The organism is Amycolatopsis sp. NPDC051102 (assembly GCF_040682815.1).
Lineage (GTDB): Bacteria > Actinomycetota > Actinomycetes > Mycobacteriales > Pseudonocardiaceae > Amycolatopsis.
In genome coordinates this window covers 620,830-636,095 of record NZ_JBFBBT010000003.1, presented here as the reverse complement: position 1 = coordinate 636,095, position 15,266 = coordinate 620,830, and the positions used below count along the sequence as shown (strand labels likewise).

Annotated in this window: 14 protein-coding genes and 1 pseudogene; 3 read left to right on the top strand and 12 right to left on the bottom strand. The window is 73.0% G+C overall.

Going from position 1 to position 15,266, the window contains the following annotated elements:
- Positions 1–2 precede the first annotated feature (2 nt).
- The 4 genes from AB0M93_RS13540 to AB0M93_RS13525 are packed head-to-tail and all read right to left on the bottom strand — an operon-like array spanning position 3 to position 5,405.
- Positions 3–1,448, bottom strand: coding sequence for a bifunctional 3-(3-hydroxy-phenyl)propionate/3-hydroxycinnamic acid hydroxylase (locus tag AB0M93_RS13540; protein WP_364272376.1), 1,446 nt, complete (start codon positions 1,446–1,448; stop codon positions 3–5).
- A gap of 29 nt (positions 1,449–1,477) precedes the next feature.
- Complete coding sequence (locus AB0M93_RS13535) at positions 1,478–3,346, bottom strand: acyl-CoA synthetase (protein ID WP_364272374.1); 1,869 nt, start codon at positions 3,344–3,346, stop codon at positions 1,478–1,480.
- Complete coding sequence (locus AB0M93_RS13530) at positions 3,343–4,275, bottom strand: fumarylacetoacetate hydrolase family protein (protein WP_364272371.1); 933 nt, start codon at positions 4,273–4,275, stop codon at positions 3,343–3,345. Before AB0M93_RS13530 ends, AB0M93_RS13535 begins: the two co-directional genes overlap by 4 nt.
- Positions 4,272–5,405, bottom strand: coding sequence for a VOC family protein (locus tag AB0M93_RS13525; protein WP_364272368.1), 1,134 nt, complete (start codon positions 5,403–5,405; stop codon positions 4,272–4,274). Before AB0M93_RS13525 ends, AB0M93_RS13530 begins: the two co-directional genes overlap by 4 nt.
- Positions 5,406–5,531: 126 nt before the next feature.
- Here AB0M93_RS13525 and AB0M93_RS13520 point away from each other — a divergent pair, with 126 nt between their 5' ends.
- On the top strand, positions 5,532–6,179 hold the full coding sequence (locus AB0M93_RS13520; RefSeq protein ID WP_364272365.1) for a TetR/AcrR family transcriptional regulator: 648 nt from the start codon (positions 5,532–5,534) through the stop codon (positions 6,177–6,179).
- An 18-nt stretch (positions 6,180–6,197) separates the two neighbouring features.
- Here the strand turns inward: AB0M93_RS13520 and AB0M93_RS13515 are convergent, their stop codons facing one another.
- The 3 genes from AB0M93_RS13515 to AB0M93_RS13505 all read right to left on the bottom strand — a co-directional run bounded on the left by AB0M93_RS13515 (position 6,198) and on the right by AB0M93_RS13505 (position 9,326).
- Positions 6,198–8,420, bottom strand: coding sequence for a tetratricopeptide repeat protein (locus AB0M93_RS13515; RefSeq protein WP_364272362.1), 2,223 nt, complete (start codon positions 8,418–8,420; stop codon positions 6,198–6,200).
- A gap of 102 nt (positions 8,421–8,522) precedes the next feature.
- A complete protein-coding gene (locus AB0M93_RS13510; protein ID WP_364272359.1) occupies positions 8,523–8,939 on the bottom strand; it encodes a VOC family protein in 417 nt (138 codons plus the stop codon).
- Between the two features lie 48 nt (positions 8,940–8,987).
- Positions 8,988–9,326, bottom strand: a complete 339-nt coding sequence (locus AB0M93_RS13505; protein ID WP_364272892.1) for a helix-turn-helix transcriptional regulator — start codon at positions 9,324–9,326, stop codon at positions 8,988–8,990.
- Positions 9,327–9,466: 140 nt separating this feature from the next.
- Between AB0M93_RS13505 and AB0M93_RS13500 the strand changes: the two genes are divergently transcribed.
- Positions 9,467–10,588, top strand: a complete 1,122-nt coding sequence (locus AB0M93_RS13500; RefSeq protein ID WP_364272356.1) for an epoxide hydrolase family protein — start codon at positions 9,467–9,469, stop codon at positions 10,586–10,588.
- A gap of 306 nt (positions 10,589–10,894) precedes the next feature.
- Here the strand turns inward: AB0M93_RS13500 and AB0M93_RS13495 are convergent, their stop codons facing one another.
- Entirely contained in the window at positions 10,895–11,743 is an 849-nt protein-coding gene (locus tag AB0M93_RS13495; protein WP_364272353.1) for an epoxide hydrolase, read from the bottom strand.
- Positions 11,744–11,974: 231 nt separating this feature from the next.
- Here AB0M93_RS13495 and AB0M93_RS13490 point away from each other — a divergent pair.
- A pseudogene (locus tag AB0M93_RS13490) lies at positions 11,975–12,175 on the top strand (non-reducing end alpha-L-arabinofuranosidase family hydrolase); the annotation flags it as partial.
- An 8-nt stretch (positions 12,176–12,183) separates the two neighbouring features.
- Here the strand turns inward: AB0M93_RS13490 and AB0M93_RS13485 are convergent.
- The 4 genes from AB0M93_RS13485 to AB0M93_RS13470 all read right to left on the bottom strand — a co-directional run bounded on the left by AB0M93_RS13485 (position 12,184) and on the right by AB0M93_RS13470 (position 15,259).
- Positions 12,184–12,981 (bottom strand): GAF and ANTAR domain-containing protein, encoded by a 798-nt coding sequence (locus tag AB0M93_RS13485; RefSeq protein ID WP_364272350.1) that lies wholly within the window; start codon positions 12,979–12,981, stop codon positions 12,184–12,186.
- A 117-nt stretch (positions 12,982–13,098) separates the two neighbouring features.
- Positions 13,099–13,902: a helix-turn-helix transcriptional regulator gene (locus AB0M93_RS13480; protein ID WP_364272347.1), complete on the bottom strand. Its 804-nt coding sequence runs from the start codon at positions 13,900–13,902 to the stop codon at positions 13,099–13,101.
- Complete coding sequence (locus AB0M93_RS13475) at positions 13,895–14,464, bottom strand: carboxymuconolactone decarboxylase family protein (protein ID WP_364272344.1); 570 nt, start codon at positions 14,462–14,464, stop codon at positions 13,895–13,897. The genes AB0M93_RS13480 and AB0M93_RS13475 overlap by 8 nt, the downstream gene beginning before the upstream one ends.
- A gap of 84 nt (positions 14,465–14,548) precedes the next feature.
- Entirely contained in the window at positions 14,549–15,259 is a 711-nt protein-coding gene (locus tag AB0M93_RS13470) for a phosphatase PAP2 family protein (RefSeq protein ID WP_364272341.1), read from the bottom strand.
- Positions 15,260–15,266: the final 7 nt, after the last annotated feature.

The following is a 15,266-nucleotide window of genomic DNA, read 5'->3' as shown; positions in this document are numbered from 1 at the left end:
GTTCACGGCCGCGGCAGGAACCGGCAGAGCCGGGAAAGGCTGGTACCCGCGCACAGCACTGTCCCATCCGGACGGACGACGGCTGCGCCGGAACGCAGCCAGCGGCGCAGCTCGGCCGAACACCGCGTGGTGACGAGCACCGCGCCGCGGTCCCGGATGGCGGCTCGTTCCGGCTCGGCCGGGACCGTCGCGGTGACCACGGCGAAGCGGCCGTCAACGACGTCGTCGAAGCGGCGTCCGTCGTCGAAAAGGGCGTTGGGGCACAGCCGCCCCGCCGCGTTTCGCCGCAGGCGTGGCCGCACGACGAGGTCCGACCGGTGCAGCGCGGGCGTCTCGCTGGCGAAAGCGCGACCGCTCAACCGCGGGGCGACCACCCGGCGGATCAGATCACCGACCCGGCCGCCTTCGGTCATCGCCTTGCCGATCAGCATCGCGCGCCGGATCATCGCGCGGGCGTGCGGCTTACGTTCGGTTTCGTACGTGTCGAGCGTGCGCTCGGGCAGCGTCCCGTCGAGGACGCCGGCGAGTTTCCAGGCCAGGTTCAGGGCGTCACGCAGCCCGGCGCCCATCCCCTGGCCGATGAACGGCGGGGTGAGGTGGGCGGCGTCGCCGAGCAGGAACACCCGGCGGTCGCGCCACCGGTCCGCGACGCGCGCCCGGAAGGTGTACTCGGCGACGCGGACGATCTCCAGGTCGCCGGCCGGGACGTCCTTGGTCCACGGCGCGATCAGCGGGTGCAGCCGGCCCATGTCGTCGAAGCCGGCGCCGGTCTCCCCCGGCAGCAGCCGGAATTCCCAGCGGTAGCGGGTCTTGCCGATGCGCATGTAGGTCGCGGCGCGGCGCGGGTCGCAGACTTGGTGCACGCCTTCCCATTCGCCGAGGTCGGCGGGGGTGGCGACGTCCACCACGAGCCAGCGCTGGTCGAACTTCAGGTCGGCCGTCGCCGCGCCGATCGCCGTCCGGGTCAGGCTGTTGGCGCCGTCGCAGCCCAGGACGTAGTCCGCGTGGATCGTCTCCCGTGCACCGGTGGCTCGGTCGGTGACCTCGACCCGCGCGCCGGCCTCGTCCTGCGAGATGCCGGTGACCTCGGTGCCGCCGCGCAGGATGCCGGGGCCAAGGCCGGCGCGGAGCAGCTGTTCCAGCTCCGGTTGGTCGAACATGCTCGCCTGGGGGTGGCCGTGGCGGCCGCCGTCCGGGGCGCGGCGGAACTCGGCCAGCACCCGCAGGTCCGGGTCGAGCAGCCGCAGCCCGTGGCAGGGCCAGGAGATGGCGGCGAACCGCCCGGCCAGCCCGAGCCGGCCGAGGATGCGGTGGACCTCGTCGTCCAGGTGCACCGCGCGCGGCTGCGGGTAAACCGACTCCCACCGCTCCAGCACCAGGCACTCGACGCCGTACCGGCCGAGCAGGGCCGCCGCGGTCAGCCCGGTGGGGCCCGCACCGACGATCACGACCGGGACTCTCTTCGGAAGGCCGGGAGTCATGAATTTCCCCAGCGGACGGGGACGGCGTAGCGGCCGAGGACGTCCGTCACCTTCGATTCGTCCACTTCGGACTCCAAGGTGACGACGGCGACCGCGGTCCCGTCCTCGATCACCGCGTCGACCGCCACCCCGTCGAACGGCGCAAGGGCCTCGGCGATGGCACGGCGGGTGGCGTCGGCGCGCAGGGCGAGCTTGGAGGGCTTGCCGACGTCGGTCACGGGGAGCGCGTCGAGCACCGTGACGGCGTTGGGCACGACAGCTCGCTCCGGGACGTGTTCCACGGCCCAGGTCACCAGGTCGTCCTCGGTGACCGTGGCGCCGGGAGCGAGGGTCACATACGCCACGGGCACTTCGCCGGCGTGCTCGTCGGGGCGGCCGACGGCGCCGGCCGCGGTCACCTCGGGGTGGGCCAGCAGGGCGTCCTCGATCATCGCGGGATCGATGTTGTGGCCGCCGCGGATGATGAGGTCCTTGGCCCGGCCGGCCAGGTGCACGAACCCGTCGGCGTCGAGGCGGGCCAGGTCGCCGGTGTCCAGCCAGCCGGCACGCAGCTTGCCGAGGCCGTCCAGCAGGTAGCCGTGCTCGTCCCGGCCGACGACGTACCCGGGGAAGACGGCCGGGCCGCTGATCGCCAGCACACCGGTCTGCCCGCGCGGCAGCTCCTCCCCCGTTTCCGGGTGCACGACCTTCATCCGCTGGTAGGGCAGGCGCTGGCCGACGCTGCCGGCGCGAGGGACGTCGGGGAAGCTGCGCGCGCTGGCGCAGGTGGCTTCGGTGAGCCCGTAGCCTTCGACCAGGGTGACGCCGGTGTGGGTCTCGAAACCTTCGCGGACGGCGGCAGGCAGGGGCGAAGCGCCGACCATGGCGTGGCGCAGGCTGGCGATGTCGGCGTCGACGGGACACTGCGCGAGGACCGCGTACACCGTCGGGACGGCGCTCATCGCGGCGATCCGGTGGTGCTCGACGATCTTCCAGAACTGCCCGTACAGGGCCGGTTCGCGGTAGCCGAGCGGACCGGCCCACACCGCGTGCTGCCCCTTGAACAGCGGCGCCAGCAGCGTGACCACCAACGCGTTGACGTGGAACAGCGGCAGCGCGGCGAAGACGGCCGAGCCGTCGTCGAGCAGCGAGCCTGCCGCGATCATCCAGGCGTCGGCGACCTCGTTGGCGTGCGTGTGCGCGGCGAGTTTCGGGGCCCCGGTGGTGCCCCCGGTGTGGAACAGCGCGGCCAGGTCCGCCGCCACGGGCGGTGCGCCGGCGAACGCGGCCGGGTCGTGCCCGGCAGCGAGGCCGGTGAGGTAGCCGACGCGCCCGCCGTCGACAGCCGGCAGCGGCGGAGGTTCGCCGGTCGCGCCGGTCGGGCGCAGGACGAGGATCGCGTCGAGGTCGGCGCCGAGGGCCCGGGCGGTGTCCCAGACCTCCGGCGCGAGTTCCGGTCCGGCGGTGATCAGCACGCGCGCACCGGACAGCCGGAGCAGTTCGGTGAGGTGGGCGCGGTGCAGCCCGCCGTTGAGCGGGGCCGCGATCCCGGCCAGCTGGGCGGCCAGGGTCGCCGGGATCAGCTCGGCGCAGTTGGGTGCCATGAGGGCCACCGCGTCCCCGCGCCGGACGCCCAGGTCCCGCAACAGGTTCGCGTAGCGGTGGACGTCGGCGAGCAGCTCGGCGAAGGTACGCCGGACGGGTTCGCGCCAGCGCACGGCGTCGGGCAGCACGGTGGTCGCCGGCCGATCCGGCCACGCCCCGGCCGCCCGCGAGAGGAGGGCGTACGTCGATTCCGGCAGGCCCCGCTCGGCGAGCGGGACGGCCTCGATCGCGGCCAGCTCCCCAGGCCCGGCGTAACTCGGCCACAACGAGCCGCCGGTCATCGCTGGTACCTCACAACCGTGCGCTGGGTGCCCAGGTCGAGGAGACCGTCGTCGGTCGCGATCGACGCTTCGACGACGTCGCCGTCGGCCAGGTATTTCGGGTTTTTCGCCTGGCCCTTGAAGAACAGCTTCCACTTGAGCGCGGGCGGCAGCAGCGATGCGAGCTTCTCCACGGCTTTCGGCGGTGCGGACAGCGCGGTGCCGGCCGGGGTGCCGGTGAGCACCAGGTCACCGGGATCCAGGCGCTGGAACCGGGTCAACGCCCGCAATGCCTCGAGCGGGCGGTGGATCATGTCGGCGCCGACGACCGAGTCCTGGCGGACCGAGCCGTTGACCGACAACCGCAGCCGCAGGTCGGCGAACCGCTCGAACTCGCCCGGCTCGAGCAGCACCAGCGCGGGCCCGACCGGGGTGAACGCCGGGTAGGACTTGGCTTCGTAGAACTGGGTCTGCGGCAGCTGGACGTCGCGGGCGGAGACGTCGTCGGTGACCACCAGGCCCGCGACGTACTCGGCCGGCGCGGAGATTTCGCTGCCCACCGGGATTTCCCGGCCGATGACCAGCCCGATCTCCACCTCGTAGTCGAGCAGCCGCACGTGCGCCGGCTTGACGACGTCGTCGAACGGGCCACTGATCGAGCCGGACGTCTTGCGGAAGAACGTCAGGGGCACGGTCTTCGGGTCCATCCCGGAATCCGTGACGTGCGAAGCGAAGTTGGTCATCTGGGCGACGACGCGGCAGGGCGCGGTGACCGGCGAAACCAGGGCGAGGTCCTGGACAGAGCCGGTGGCCGGGCCCGCGGCGGCGATCGCCGCGCGGTCGGCGAGCAGTTCGGCGGTGGTCTTCGCCGCGGTGGGGATCTTCGCCGCGCCGGACGGGGTGGCGACGTACCAGGAGCCGTCGGCGGTGCGCAGGACGGTCAGGCTCATGAGCGGGCCACTTTCAGCAGGCCCAGGAGGCGCTGGGCGTCGAATTCGTTGTCTTCGCGCAGGGCGGAGAACACCGCGCGCAGCTCGCGCAGGGCTTCCTTGCCGGGCTTGACGCCGAGGAAGTCGGCCGTCGCCGGTGGCCCCCACTGGGCCAGGCCGGACGCCGTCATCGGCGCCCAGCCGGGTTCGAGGGTGGCGTCGAACAGGTCGCCGTCGCTGAAGTGCTCGACCATGAACCCGTCCGGGTCACGCCAGTAGTCGAACAGCTGGCTGCCCTGGATGTGCCGCCCGATCCCCCACGAGTGGTGGTAGCCGTGGTCACGCAGGTACTCCCCGCCCGCGGCGAGCGCGTCGAGGTCGGCGACCTGGTAGGCCGAGTGCACGTACCGGTTGGCCGGGCCGAGCGTCAGGGCGAGGGTGTGGTGGTCGGCGGGCTCGCGGCCGCGGTCGCAGCGGATGAAGCTCATCACCGGCCCCCGGTCGCGCCGGCCCGGGTGGTACAGGAAGTCGCTGACGATCAGCCCGAGGTGCTCGAGGTACCAATCGAGCGTCTGCCGGTACTTCGTCGTCTGCAGCACCACGTGCCCCAGCCGCTGCACCCGCGCCGGCGCTCGCGGCGGCCGCTGGGTGGCGTTGCGGCGCCGGGCGTCGTGGCCGAAGTTGAACGTGTGCGGCTCCTGCGGTGCCAGCGCGGGCAGCTCGTGCGTGTCCGAAACGACCCGGACGCGCAGGCCGTTCGGATCGGCGAGGTCGACGCCGACCCCGCCCAGTGCGTCCGGCAGCGGAGTGATCGGCCGCCCCGCGAACTCGGCCAGCCGCAGCAGGTCGCTCCGCTCGGCCGCGCGGAACACCGGCCCGCGGAACCTCGACCGGGCGCCCCGGCGGATGAGCACGCACGGCGCACCGGGGTCGGTCCCCCGCAGGTGCAGTTCCCGCCCGGTGCTCAGCGTCACGGCGAAGCCGAAGGCCCGCGCGAACACCTCGGCCCGCGCGAGATCCGGCTTTTCGAACTCCAGCCAGGCCAGGTCGTCCGCCTTGATCACGGGGTGCGCCGCCCGGCCGGGGTGCTCGCCCGCGAGCGCGCCGTGCTCGCTGTGCAGGCCGGTGTGCGGGTCGTGTCCGACTGCCACGGCTGCTCCCTCCATCAACAATGATGACGACATCGTCAGTTACGAGCCGCTCGTCAGTCAAGCGTTCATGACGAATTCGTCACTAGTGATACGATCCGCCGGAACCGACCGGAAAGAGGAGCACCGATGCCGGAGCAAGCCGCGAGCCGGCTGGAGCGGCGCAAAGCGCGCACCCGCGCCGCGCTCGTCCGGGCGGCCCAGGCGCTCATCGCGGAGGGGAAGACCGCGGTGCCGGTCCTGGAGATCACGCAGGCCGCGGACGTCGGGCTGGGGTCGTTCTACAACCACTTCGAGACGAAGGAACAGCTCTACCAGGCGGCGGTCGAGGACGCACTCGACGTCCACGGCTCCCTGCTCGACGAGCTGACCACCGACGCGGACGACCCGGCCCTGGTGTTCGCGCAGAGTTTCCGCCTGACCGGGCGGCTGCACCGCAAGCACCCCGAACTCAGCAAGGTGCTGCTGCACCACGGCCTCGAACTAGCCACTTCGGACAGTGGCCTAGCCCCCCGCGCCCGCCGTGACATCGAGGCCGCCGTGCGAGCGGGCCGCTTCACCGTCGAGGACCCCGAGCTCGCCATGATCACGGTGGCCGGAGCGGCGCTCGGCCTGGGGCACCTGCTGCACCGCCGGCCCGAGCGCGACGACGCCGAAACCACCGACCGGGTGACCGAGGACCTGCTGCGCATGCTCGGCCTCCCGGCCGCCGAAGCCCACGAGATCTGCGGCCGCCCCCTGCCTGCCCTCGGCACCGTCGGTGGTCTCTTCACCTGACAGGCCGCGATCGAGACGTCAACCGTCGAGTTGTCGTTGCACGCGGTCGGTGGCGGCGGTGTGGCCGTTCCGCCGGTAGAACTCCAGCGCTTCGGTCCGGACCGCGCGAGCCTCGTCGTGCCGCCGCAGCGCGTCGTACGGCTCTCCGAGGCGGGCGAGCGTGTCGGCGGCCAGCCGGGTGTTGCCCGACGCCCGGTACCGGGCCAGCGCCTGCTCGTAGTGGTCGATCGCCTGCTCGTGGTGGCCGGTGTGCTGGGCGAGGTAGCCCAAGCTGGTCAGGGCGTCGGCCGCGGCCTCGGCGTTGCCGTGCTGCCGGTGCCCGGCGAGCGCGGCCTCGCAATGGGTGTACGCGTTGGCGTGGTCGCCGAGGTGGGCGGCGTGCCAGCCGACCTGGTTGTGCGCGTCGGCTTGCCATTCCGGATCGTCGGCGGCGCGGAAGAGGCTCAACGCCTGGGTGGCGTGCTCCAGAGCTCGGCGGTGGTCGTCCCGCACCCCGTGGGCGAGCGCGAGCATCCGGTGGACGTGCGCCTGTTCGTCCTGGCGCTCGGCGATGGCGAGGGCCCGGTGGAGGTGGTGGAGGGCCTCCTCGTGGTGCCCCAGCTCGGCATGGGTGCGGCCCAGGCGCCGGTGGGCGAGGACCAGGGCGCTGTGCTCACGAAGGTGGGTGGCCGCGTCCACCGCGGCCCGGCGTACCGCGAGGAGCTCGTCGAGGCCGGCTCGGCGGCGGAGGTAGGTGTTCAGGGTCTCGGCCAGCTGCCAGACCCCGCGGTGCCGGCTGCGGGCGGCGGCGGTTTGCAGGGTGGCGAGCAAGTTGAGGCGCTCGTGATCGAACCAGGCCAGCGCCGCCGTGGCATCGGCGAGCGGGTGGGCGCGTGTGCCGGAGGCAGGCGGGTCGATCTCGACGGCCGGGCCGTGCGGGTTCAGGAGCCGGTCGGCCGCGTGCGCGGTGTGGAGGTAGAACGCGAAGACACGGTGCAGCGCCGCCTCGATTTCGTCGCCGGCCAGGCTTTCGTGTGCTGTCGTCGCGGCGTAGGCGCGGGTCAGGTCGTGCAGCAGGTAGCGGTCGTGGGTGTGGCGGCCGAGCAGTGACGCGTCTTCCAGCCGGCGCAGGATCTTCCGGGCCCGCGGCGGGGGCAGGCCGACGAGGTGCGCGGCGGTGGGCAGGGCGATGTCGGCGCCGGGAGCGACGCCCAGGAGCGCGAACGCTCTGCACTGCTCGGCCGTCAGGGAACGCAGGGACCAGGAGAGGACGTCGGGGAGGCTGGCTGCGGGGTCGGCGTCGTCCAGCGCGTCCAGGCCCGCCTCGCGAAGTTCGGTGACGAACTCGCCGACCGGGGTGCCGGAGCCGGTCTGCGCCCGGCAGGCCACCAGTGACAACGCCAGCGGGTGGTGCCCGCACGCGCGGATCAGCGCAGCGGTCGCCGCCGGTTCGGCGGCCAGCCGGTGGTGGCCGAGGCGGTGCGCGAGCAGCGTGTGCGCGTCGGCCTCGGCCAAGACGCCCAGCCGCACGTGCTGGGCGCCGTGGTGGTGCAACAACGCGGTGGGGAGCTGCCTGCTGGTCACCAGCACCGTGCAGCCCGGCGTCCCGGGCAGCAGCGGCGTCACCTGGTCGGCGGTGGCCGCGTTGTCCAGCACGATCAGCATCCGCTTACCGGCCACCCGGCTGCGGTACAGCGCGGGCAGTTCGCCGGGCCCACCGGCCAGTTCCGCCGGATCCGCACCGAGCGCGGTGAGGAACCCGCGCACGACGGTCAGCGGTTCCACCGGGTCACCGCCGGGACTGAAGCCCCGCAGGTCGGCGAACAGCTGCCCGTCGGGGAACCGGTCCAGGTGGTCGTGCGCCCACTGCAGCGCCAGCCACGTCTTGCCGATGCCGCCGGCCCCCACGATCACGGTGATCGCCGCGCTCCGCCCGTCACCGGTGCGTTCCAGCGCGGCCAGTTCTCCGGTCCGGCCGGCGAACCCGCGGGGTGCGGCGGGCAGCTGCCGCGGCACCGGCCGCGCGGTGACCGGCGGTGCCGCGGCACCGAGCGCCGTCAGCAACTCGTCACGTTCCCCGGCCGAAAGCCCGAGTGCGTCCGCCAGCTGCACCAGCGAGGCAAGCTGCGGATTACGCCGGCTCCCGGTTTCCAGCCCCCGGATGGTCCGGACCGACACCCCCGACCGGTCCGCCAGGCCCTCCTGCGTCAGCCCGGCCCGCACCCGCAGCCGCCGCACCACCGAGCCGGTCTCTTCCGCCACCCTCAGCCCCCCGAAGGATCCGGGATCTCCCCCACCGACCGTAGTGCACCACCGGCCACCGGGGTGGCGTTCACCAGCAGCCGCGGGGCGCCGGCCCGCCGTTCAGGATCCCGACAGTGGCTGGCTGAACCGGATGCTGTTGCCGAAGGGGTCGCGGAGGCCGCAGTCGATGCCGTACGGGCGCTCGGTCGGCTCGTCGGTGAACTCCACGCCCTTGGCCAGCAGCGTCTCGTGGGTCTTGCGGCAGTCGTCGGTGGTGAAGAACAGCGAGCCGCCCATGGCGCCCTTGGTCAGCAGGTCGCGGACCTGGTCCGCGGTCGCCTCGTCCATCCGGGGCGCGCCCGGCTTCTCCAGCAGGATCTCGCGGTCCGGCTGACCGGGCACGTTGACCGTCAGCCACCGCATGAACCCCAGGTCGGCGTCGGTGTGGACCTCCAGGCCGAGCTTGCCGACGTAGAAGTCGAGCGCCTCGTCCTGGTCGAGCACGAAGATCTGCGAAATCGTGATTGCGTTGAGCATGGGGGCGACGGTAGTGCAGCGGCGCACCGGGACGCTTATCCGAAACGATCAGCTCCGCGGCCGCATCCACGCCATCGCGAAGCAGGTCGGCACGCCCGCCAGCGGCCCGCGGCGCCGGTAGGCCGTCGGCGACTCGCCGACGATGTCCCGGAACGTGCGGCTGAAGGTGCCGAGGCTGGTGAAGCCGACCTCCAGGCAGATGTCGGTGACGCTCCGGTCGCCCGAGCGCAGCAGGAACATGGCCCGCTCCACCCGCCGGCGCTGCAGGTAGCGGTGCGGTGTCTCGCCGAAGGTGGCGCGGAAGGTCCGGGTGAAGTGCGGTGCCGAGACGTGCGCGACCCGCGCCAGCGCCGGCACGTCCAGCGGCTTGGCGTAGTCCCGGTCCATGGTGTCGCGGGCGCGCAGCAGGCGACGGTTGCTCTCCTCCCCGGCACGGCTCACGTCGAGATCACACCACACTGGAGGATCGAGGCGCGCACCTCGCCGGCCCAGCGCCGGAACCCGTTGCCGATGGAGGGAGACCCGCTGTGACCGCCGAGCCGTTCGAGGTCAGCATCACCGAAGCCGAGATCGCGGATCTGCGTGACCGGCTGCGCCGGACGCGGTGGCCCGAACCCGAGCCGGTCGACGACTGGTCACAGGGAATCCCGCTGGCCTACACCCAGGAGCTGTGCCGCAGCTGGGCCGAGGACTACGACTTCGGGTTCGCCGGCCGGCTGAACGCCTTCCCGCAGTACCGCGACACCGTCGACGGGCTCGGCATCCACTTCCTCCACGTCCGCTCGCCGGAGCCGGGCGCGTTCCCGCTGGTGCTCACGCACGGGTGGCCGGGTTCGGTGCTCGAGTTCCTGGACGTCCTCGGCCCGCTGACCGACCCGCGCGCGCACGGCGGGGACCCGGCGGACGCGTTCCACGTCGTCGCGCCGTCGTTGCCCGGGTACGGCTGGAGCGGCAAGCCGTCGACGACCGGGTGGGGCGTCACCCGCATCGCGCGCGCCTGGGACACGCTGATGGGTTCGCTGGGCTACGAACGGTACGGCGCGCAGGGCGGTGACTGGGGGTCGGCGGTGTCCGGCGCGCTGGGCGAGGTGGCGCCCGGGCGGGTCGCCGGCGTGCACCTGAACCTGGGGTCCGTGGCGGCGGCCACCTTCGCCGACCCGACGCCCGCGGAGCTGGCGAACCTCGAGGCCGAAAAGGAGTTCCAGCGGACCGGCCGGGGCTACTCGGCACTGCAGGCCACCCGGCCGCAGACGCTCGGCTACGGCCTCACCGACTCCCCCGCCGGCCAGGCCGCCTGGATCGCCGAGAAGTTCTGGGCCTGGACCGACCACGACGGCCACCACGAGGACGCGGTGTCGCGGCAGCAGATCCTCGACGAGATCTCGGTCTACTGGTTCACCGCGTCGGCCACGTCGTCCGCGCGCCTCTACTGGGAAAGCTTCGCCCGCTTCCGGGACCCGGTCACCGCGCCGTCCGGGCTGTCGGTCTACCCGCGCGACATCACCCGGCCGTCGCGGCGGGAGGCCGAGCGGCGGTTCACCGACCTGCGCTGGTTCGAGGAACTGCCGCGCGGCGGCCACTTCGCCGCGCTGGAACAGCCTGAATCGCTGGTCGAGCAGGTGCGCGGGTTCTTCCGCCTCGTCCGGTGACCGTCCGTCCCGCCCCGGGACGGCGTCACCGCAGGTCCCGGAAGAAGGCGGTGATGTCGCCGGCGAGCAGCCCGGGTTCCTCGTAGGCGGCGAAGTGGCCGCCGCGGGGCATCGTCGTGTACCTCGTGACGTTGTACGTGCGCTCCGCCCAGCTGCGCGGCGGCCGGGTGAGGTCGGCCGGGAACAGCGCGACGGCGGTCGGCACCTCGACCCGCTCGACCCGGCGGGTCAGGTGCTCGGCGTATTCGTAGTAGGGCCGGAACGACGTCGAAATGGTGTTGGTGAACCAGTAGAGCGACGCCTGCGTCAGCAGGAAGTCGTCGCTGAACCGCGCGGACAGGTCCCCGCCGCAGTCGCTCCACGCGCGGTACTTCTCGACGATCCAGGCGAGCAGCCCGGCGGGCGAGTCGGCCAGGCCGTAGGCCAAGGTGACCGGCCGGGTGCTCTGCTGGTGCTGGTACGCGCCCTCCTGCGCCGACCAGGTCGCCACCGAGCCGAGGTAGGCCGCTCCGGCGCGGTGAGGCTCCCCTCGTCGTAGGCGACCGGACTGGCGACGGCCATCAGATGAATTCCGGCCAAGGCGTCGGGATGGGCTTCGGCCAGCCGGGAGGTGATGCCCGCGCCCAGGTCTCCGTCGTGCGCCGCGTACCGGGAAAAGCCGAGTTCCTCGTGCATGAGCAGGTGCCACAGTTCGTGGGTCTGCACGGGATCGGTGAGCGAAGGGCGTTGCGGGGAGAAGGCGAAGCCGGGCAGCGACGGGACGATGACGGTGAACGAGTCCGCCGCGGAACCGCCGTGCTCCGACGGGGTGGCGAGCCGCTGGGCCAAGCCGATCAGCTCCAGGAACGAGCTGGGCCAGCCGTTGGTCAGGATGATCGGCAAGGCGTCCGGCGCTTCGCCGTCGAACCGCAGGTAGTGCACCGGAGTTCCGGCGATGTCCGCGAAGTGGTGCGGCAGGGCGTTGATGGCGGCTTCGTGCGCACGCCAGTCGTAGCCGGACGCCCAGTGGGCGACCAGCCGCCGCAGCTCGCCGGGATCGGTGCCCGCCGCCCAGCCGGTCACCGGCCACGGAGCCGGCCAGCGCGTGCCGGCCAGCCGGGTTCGCAGCTCGCCGAGTTCGGCGTCGCCGACCGCGAGCACTGGCCTGTCGGGCATGAGTTCCTCCGTGCCCGCGAAGGGGCGTCTTGAAGATCCGGGACCGGTCTGGCGGCCTGATCATCCGCCATGTTAGCGCTAACACACCTCGTGGCCCACGTACCCCGCAGCGGCGCGGCAGCCGGAGGAGGACGACCATGAGTTCGACGGGTCAGGCTCCACCTGCCGGGTCGTCCCCCGCGCGGGCCGCAGGCGCGCGCGGGTCACCCTGCTCGCGACCGTCCTCGCGGCCGCAACAGCGGCAAAGCCGTCGAGGTGACGGGCGCGTCGACCGCGGACGGTGCGGCCGTCGTCCAGTACGGCGACTGGCAGGGCGCCAACCAGCAGTGGCAGCTCGTCCGGCTGGGTGGCACCGGCTCGTGCGCCCTCCCCTCGACCTACCGCTGGTCGTCGACGGGCTCGCCGGCCGAACCGAAGGCGGGCTGGGGCGCCGATCCGTGTCACCCGGCGGGCAGGTCGATCTCGGTGTGCCGGGCGGCCAGGGTCCTGGCGAGCTCGGCCAGCTTGACGTTGAGGTCCTGGGACGCCCGCCGGAGGATGTCGAACGCCTCGTCCGCGGACACGCCCCGGCGCGCCATGATGATGCCCTTGGCCTGCCCGATCACGTCCCGGCCGTCGACCGCCTTGCGCAGGTGCTCGGCCTGCAGCTCGCCGCGGGTGACGGCGTCGGTGCCCGCCAGCGCGAGGGAGGCGTGGGTGGCGAGCAGCAGCAGCACGTCGCGGTCGGCACCGTCCAGGCCGTTCGGGAACCGCGAGTAGACGTTGAGCGCGCCGAGCGAGCGGCCGGTCGGCGGCCCGGGGATCAGCGCGGTCGAGAGCACGGAGCCGACGCCGAGGCCCACGGCGGCCGGGGCCCACCGGGGCCAGCGGTGCTCCCGCGCCAGGTCCGGGGCGATCGCCACGGCCGGGCCGGCCGGCTCGGCGGACTCCACGCAGGGCCCCTCGCGGAACCGGTACTGCAGCCGGTCCAGCTCGGTGGCGACCTCGTCGGTCTCCGCCGGCGTGTGGAAACCCCCGTCGGGGTCGATCAGCGTGAAGCTGGCCAGGTCGGCCGACGGCACTATGAGGGCCGTCGCCTCCAGGACGCGCCGCAGCACGTCCTCCACGGTGGGTGCGGTGAGCAGCGCGGCGGTCAGCTCGGCGAACTGCCGGGCCAGCGGACCGGCCGAAGACGGCGGCGACCCCGCTTCGACGGCGAACGCTGCCTTGTCGTCCTGCCATTCCTGTTCGCTCGTCATGCCGTTTCTCCCGGGTGCCGAAGGGAAGACGGCTGGCTACTCAACCATCGATCCCACCAAGGTAACCGCGCCGGTCGCCGCGGGCCATGCCCGGGCCGCCGTCCCGCCTCGGCCGGATCACGACATTCCGGGCCGGCGGGCCAGCTGCCGCGCGTGGTCCCCGGTTTCCTCGTCCATCGGGAAGAAGCACTCGATGCGCAGTTCCTGCAGCGTCACGTCCTGCGGGGTGCCGAGGGTGGTCACCGTGGAGAAGTAGGCGAACCGCCGGTCGCCGCGCGCGTACCGGATCGGGACGATCGGCAGGACGGGCGCCGTCGCGTCCAGCACGCGCAGGTCCGGCGGCACCCCGGGGTAGTCCAGGACCTCGTCGAGGATCCGCTGGGCACGTTCGTCGGCGACCCCGCCGATCGCCTCCCGGCGCGCCCGCCGCACCAGCGCCTCGGCGACCTCCGGCCAGTTCGTCACGTGCCGGCGTACCCCGTCCGGGTGGAACATCCGGCGAAGCACGTTCGGCGGCTCCGGCGCCCGCTGCGGCTGTCCGTCCTGCAGGAACGCGAAGAACCGGCGAGCGGCGGCGTTGGTGTGCCGGATGTCCCAGCTGCGGTCCATCACCAGCGCCGGGAAGGGCTCCTGCTGGGCGAGGATCGTCTCCAGCGCGCCGCGCACCGCGGCCAGCGAGGGCGCGTCCAGTTCGGACTCCGGGTACTCGGGCGAGAACCCGGCGCTCAGCAGCAGGGTGTTGCGCTCGCGCAGCGGGACGTCGAGCACTTCGGCCAGCTTCAGCACCATGGCGCGGCTCGGGTTCGCCCGGCCGGTCTCGACGAAGCTGAGGTGACGGATCGACACCGCGGCCTCCGCGGCCAGCGGGCTGAGCCGCCGGGCGCCACGCCAGTGTTTCAGCAGCGGACCTACCTCAGGCACCGGTCGAGTATTCCGCAGTCCAGGCGTGCGGCGACACCGTGTCCTCCAGCGCGGGCCGGGCCAGGTTCGCCGTGTGGTTCGTCATCGCCGAGATCGCCACCGCGGTGATCACCTCGAAGACCTGCTCCCCGGTGAACCCGGCCGACCGGAAGGCCGCGACCCGGTCGTCGCCGACGTGCCCGCGCGTTTCGATCAGCGCCTGGGTGAACGCCCACAGCGCCGCCATCCGCTCGTCCCCGGGGCGCTCACCCCGGCGGATCGCCTCGACCACGGCCGGCTCGACCCCGTCCTCGAGCGACTCCAGGGTGTGGAAGGCCACCGCCCACTCGCAGCGGTTGGCGACCGCGTTGGACAGCAGCAGCACCTGACGCTCGTCCGGGCCGAAGGTCCCGCCGCCGCGGAAGTGGCCGAACGCGGCGAAGAAACTGCCGAGCAGGACGGGCGAGTTCGCCATCAGGCCGGCCGCGGCGGGCACGAAGCCGAACGCGCTTTCCAGCGCCTTCAAGGGCTCCTTGACGCTCTCGTCGGCGGTGGCGGCGGTGTGGATCCGGTAGCTGGTCATGGCGTGAAGTCTGCGGCCCCGACGGCACCGAACCAATTCCCCGGGAGGTAAACCCGGCGCCGCCGCCTGGGGCGTTCCGGACGCTCAATGACGGGCCTTCGCGACGAGCCGGCCCCACCCGGCCGCGGCGGCGACCGAGACGGCCAGCAGCACGACGCTGCCCACGACGTCGAAGACGTAGTGGTTCCCGGTGGTGAGCACGACCGCCACCATGAGCAGCGGGAACAGCCACGGCAGCAGCGCCAGGCGCGGATGTGCGCTCCGCAGGGCGGTCCACCCGGCGTACGCGCACCACAGCGCCCAGCCCACGTGCATGCTGGGCATGGCCGTGTAGTGACTGGGATGCGTCCAGCTCTCCTGGTGCAGCAGGTCGTACCGGGCCACGACGTCGACGGCACCGGGCAGCGCGAACCGCGGTGGCGACATCGGCACCGCCCAGTAGACGGCCAGCACGAGGGCCATCATCGCGACCATCGTCCGGCGGACCTTGCGGTAGACCCCGGGCCGCCGGACGAACACCCACAGCAGCACGCCGGCGACGACCACGTAGTACAGCCGGTACAGGTACACCGCCAGGTGACCGAGGACCGGGTGCCCGGCCAGCCACGTGTTGACGCTTCGCTCGATGTCGAGGTGGACCGCGTGTTCCGCGGCCTGGAGGGTCAGCGCATGGGCGTTCGCGGCCGCGAGATCCCGGCCCACGGCGGCGTCGAGCCACGAGAAGAGCAGGAACCAGAGCAGCAGGAAGACCAGCTCGGCGAGCACCCGGGGTCGCTCGTCCACCGGCGGATCCACCCGGCCA

Bases quoted from the DNA above. Each gene is read 5' to 3' on its own strand.
- AB0M93_RS13495 (WP_364272353.1), bottom strand. From the start codon at position 11,743: ATGCCCGACAGGCCAGTGCTCGCGGTCGGCGACGCCGAACTCGGCGAG.
- AB0M93_RS13485 (WP_364272350.1), bottom strand. From the start codon at position 12,981: ATGACGAGCGAACAGGAATGGCAGGACGACAAGGCAGCGTTCGCCGTC.
- AB0M93_RS13530 (WP_364272371.1), bottom strand. From the start codon at position 4,275: ATGAGCCTGACCGTCCTGCGCACCGCCGACGGCTCCTGGTACGTCGCC.
- AB0M93_RS13510 (WP_364272359.1), bottom strand. From the start codon at position 8,939: ATGCTCAACGCAATCACGATTTCGCAGATCTTCGTGCTCGACCAGGAC.
- AB0M93_RS13505 (WP_364272892.1), bottom strand. From the start codon at position 9,326: ATGGACCGGGACTACGCCAAGCCGCTGGACGTGCCGGCGCTGGCGCGG.
- AB0M93_RS13520 (WP_364272365.1), top strand. From the start codon at position 5,532: ATGCCGGAGCAAGCCGCGAGCCGGCTGGAGCGGCGCAAAGCGCGCACC.
- AB0M93_RS13535 (WP_364272374.1), bottom strand. From the start codon at position 3,346: ATGACCGGCGGCTCGTTGTGGCCGAGTTACGCCGGGCCTGGGGAGCTG.
- AB0M93_RS13475 (WP_364272344.1), bottom strand. From the start codon at position 14,464: ATGACCAGCTACCGGATCCACACCGCCGCCACCGCCGACGAGAGCGTC.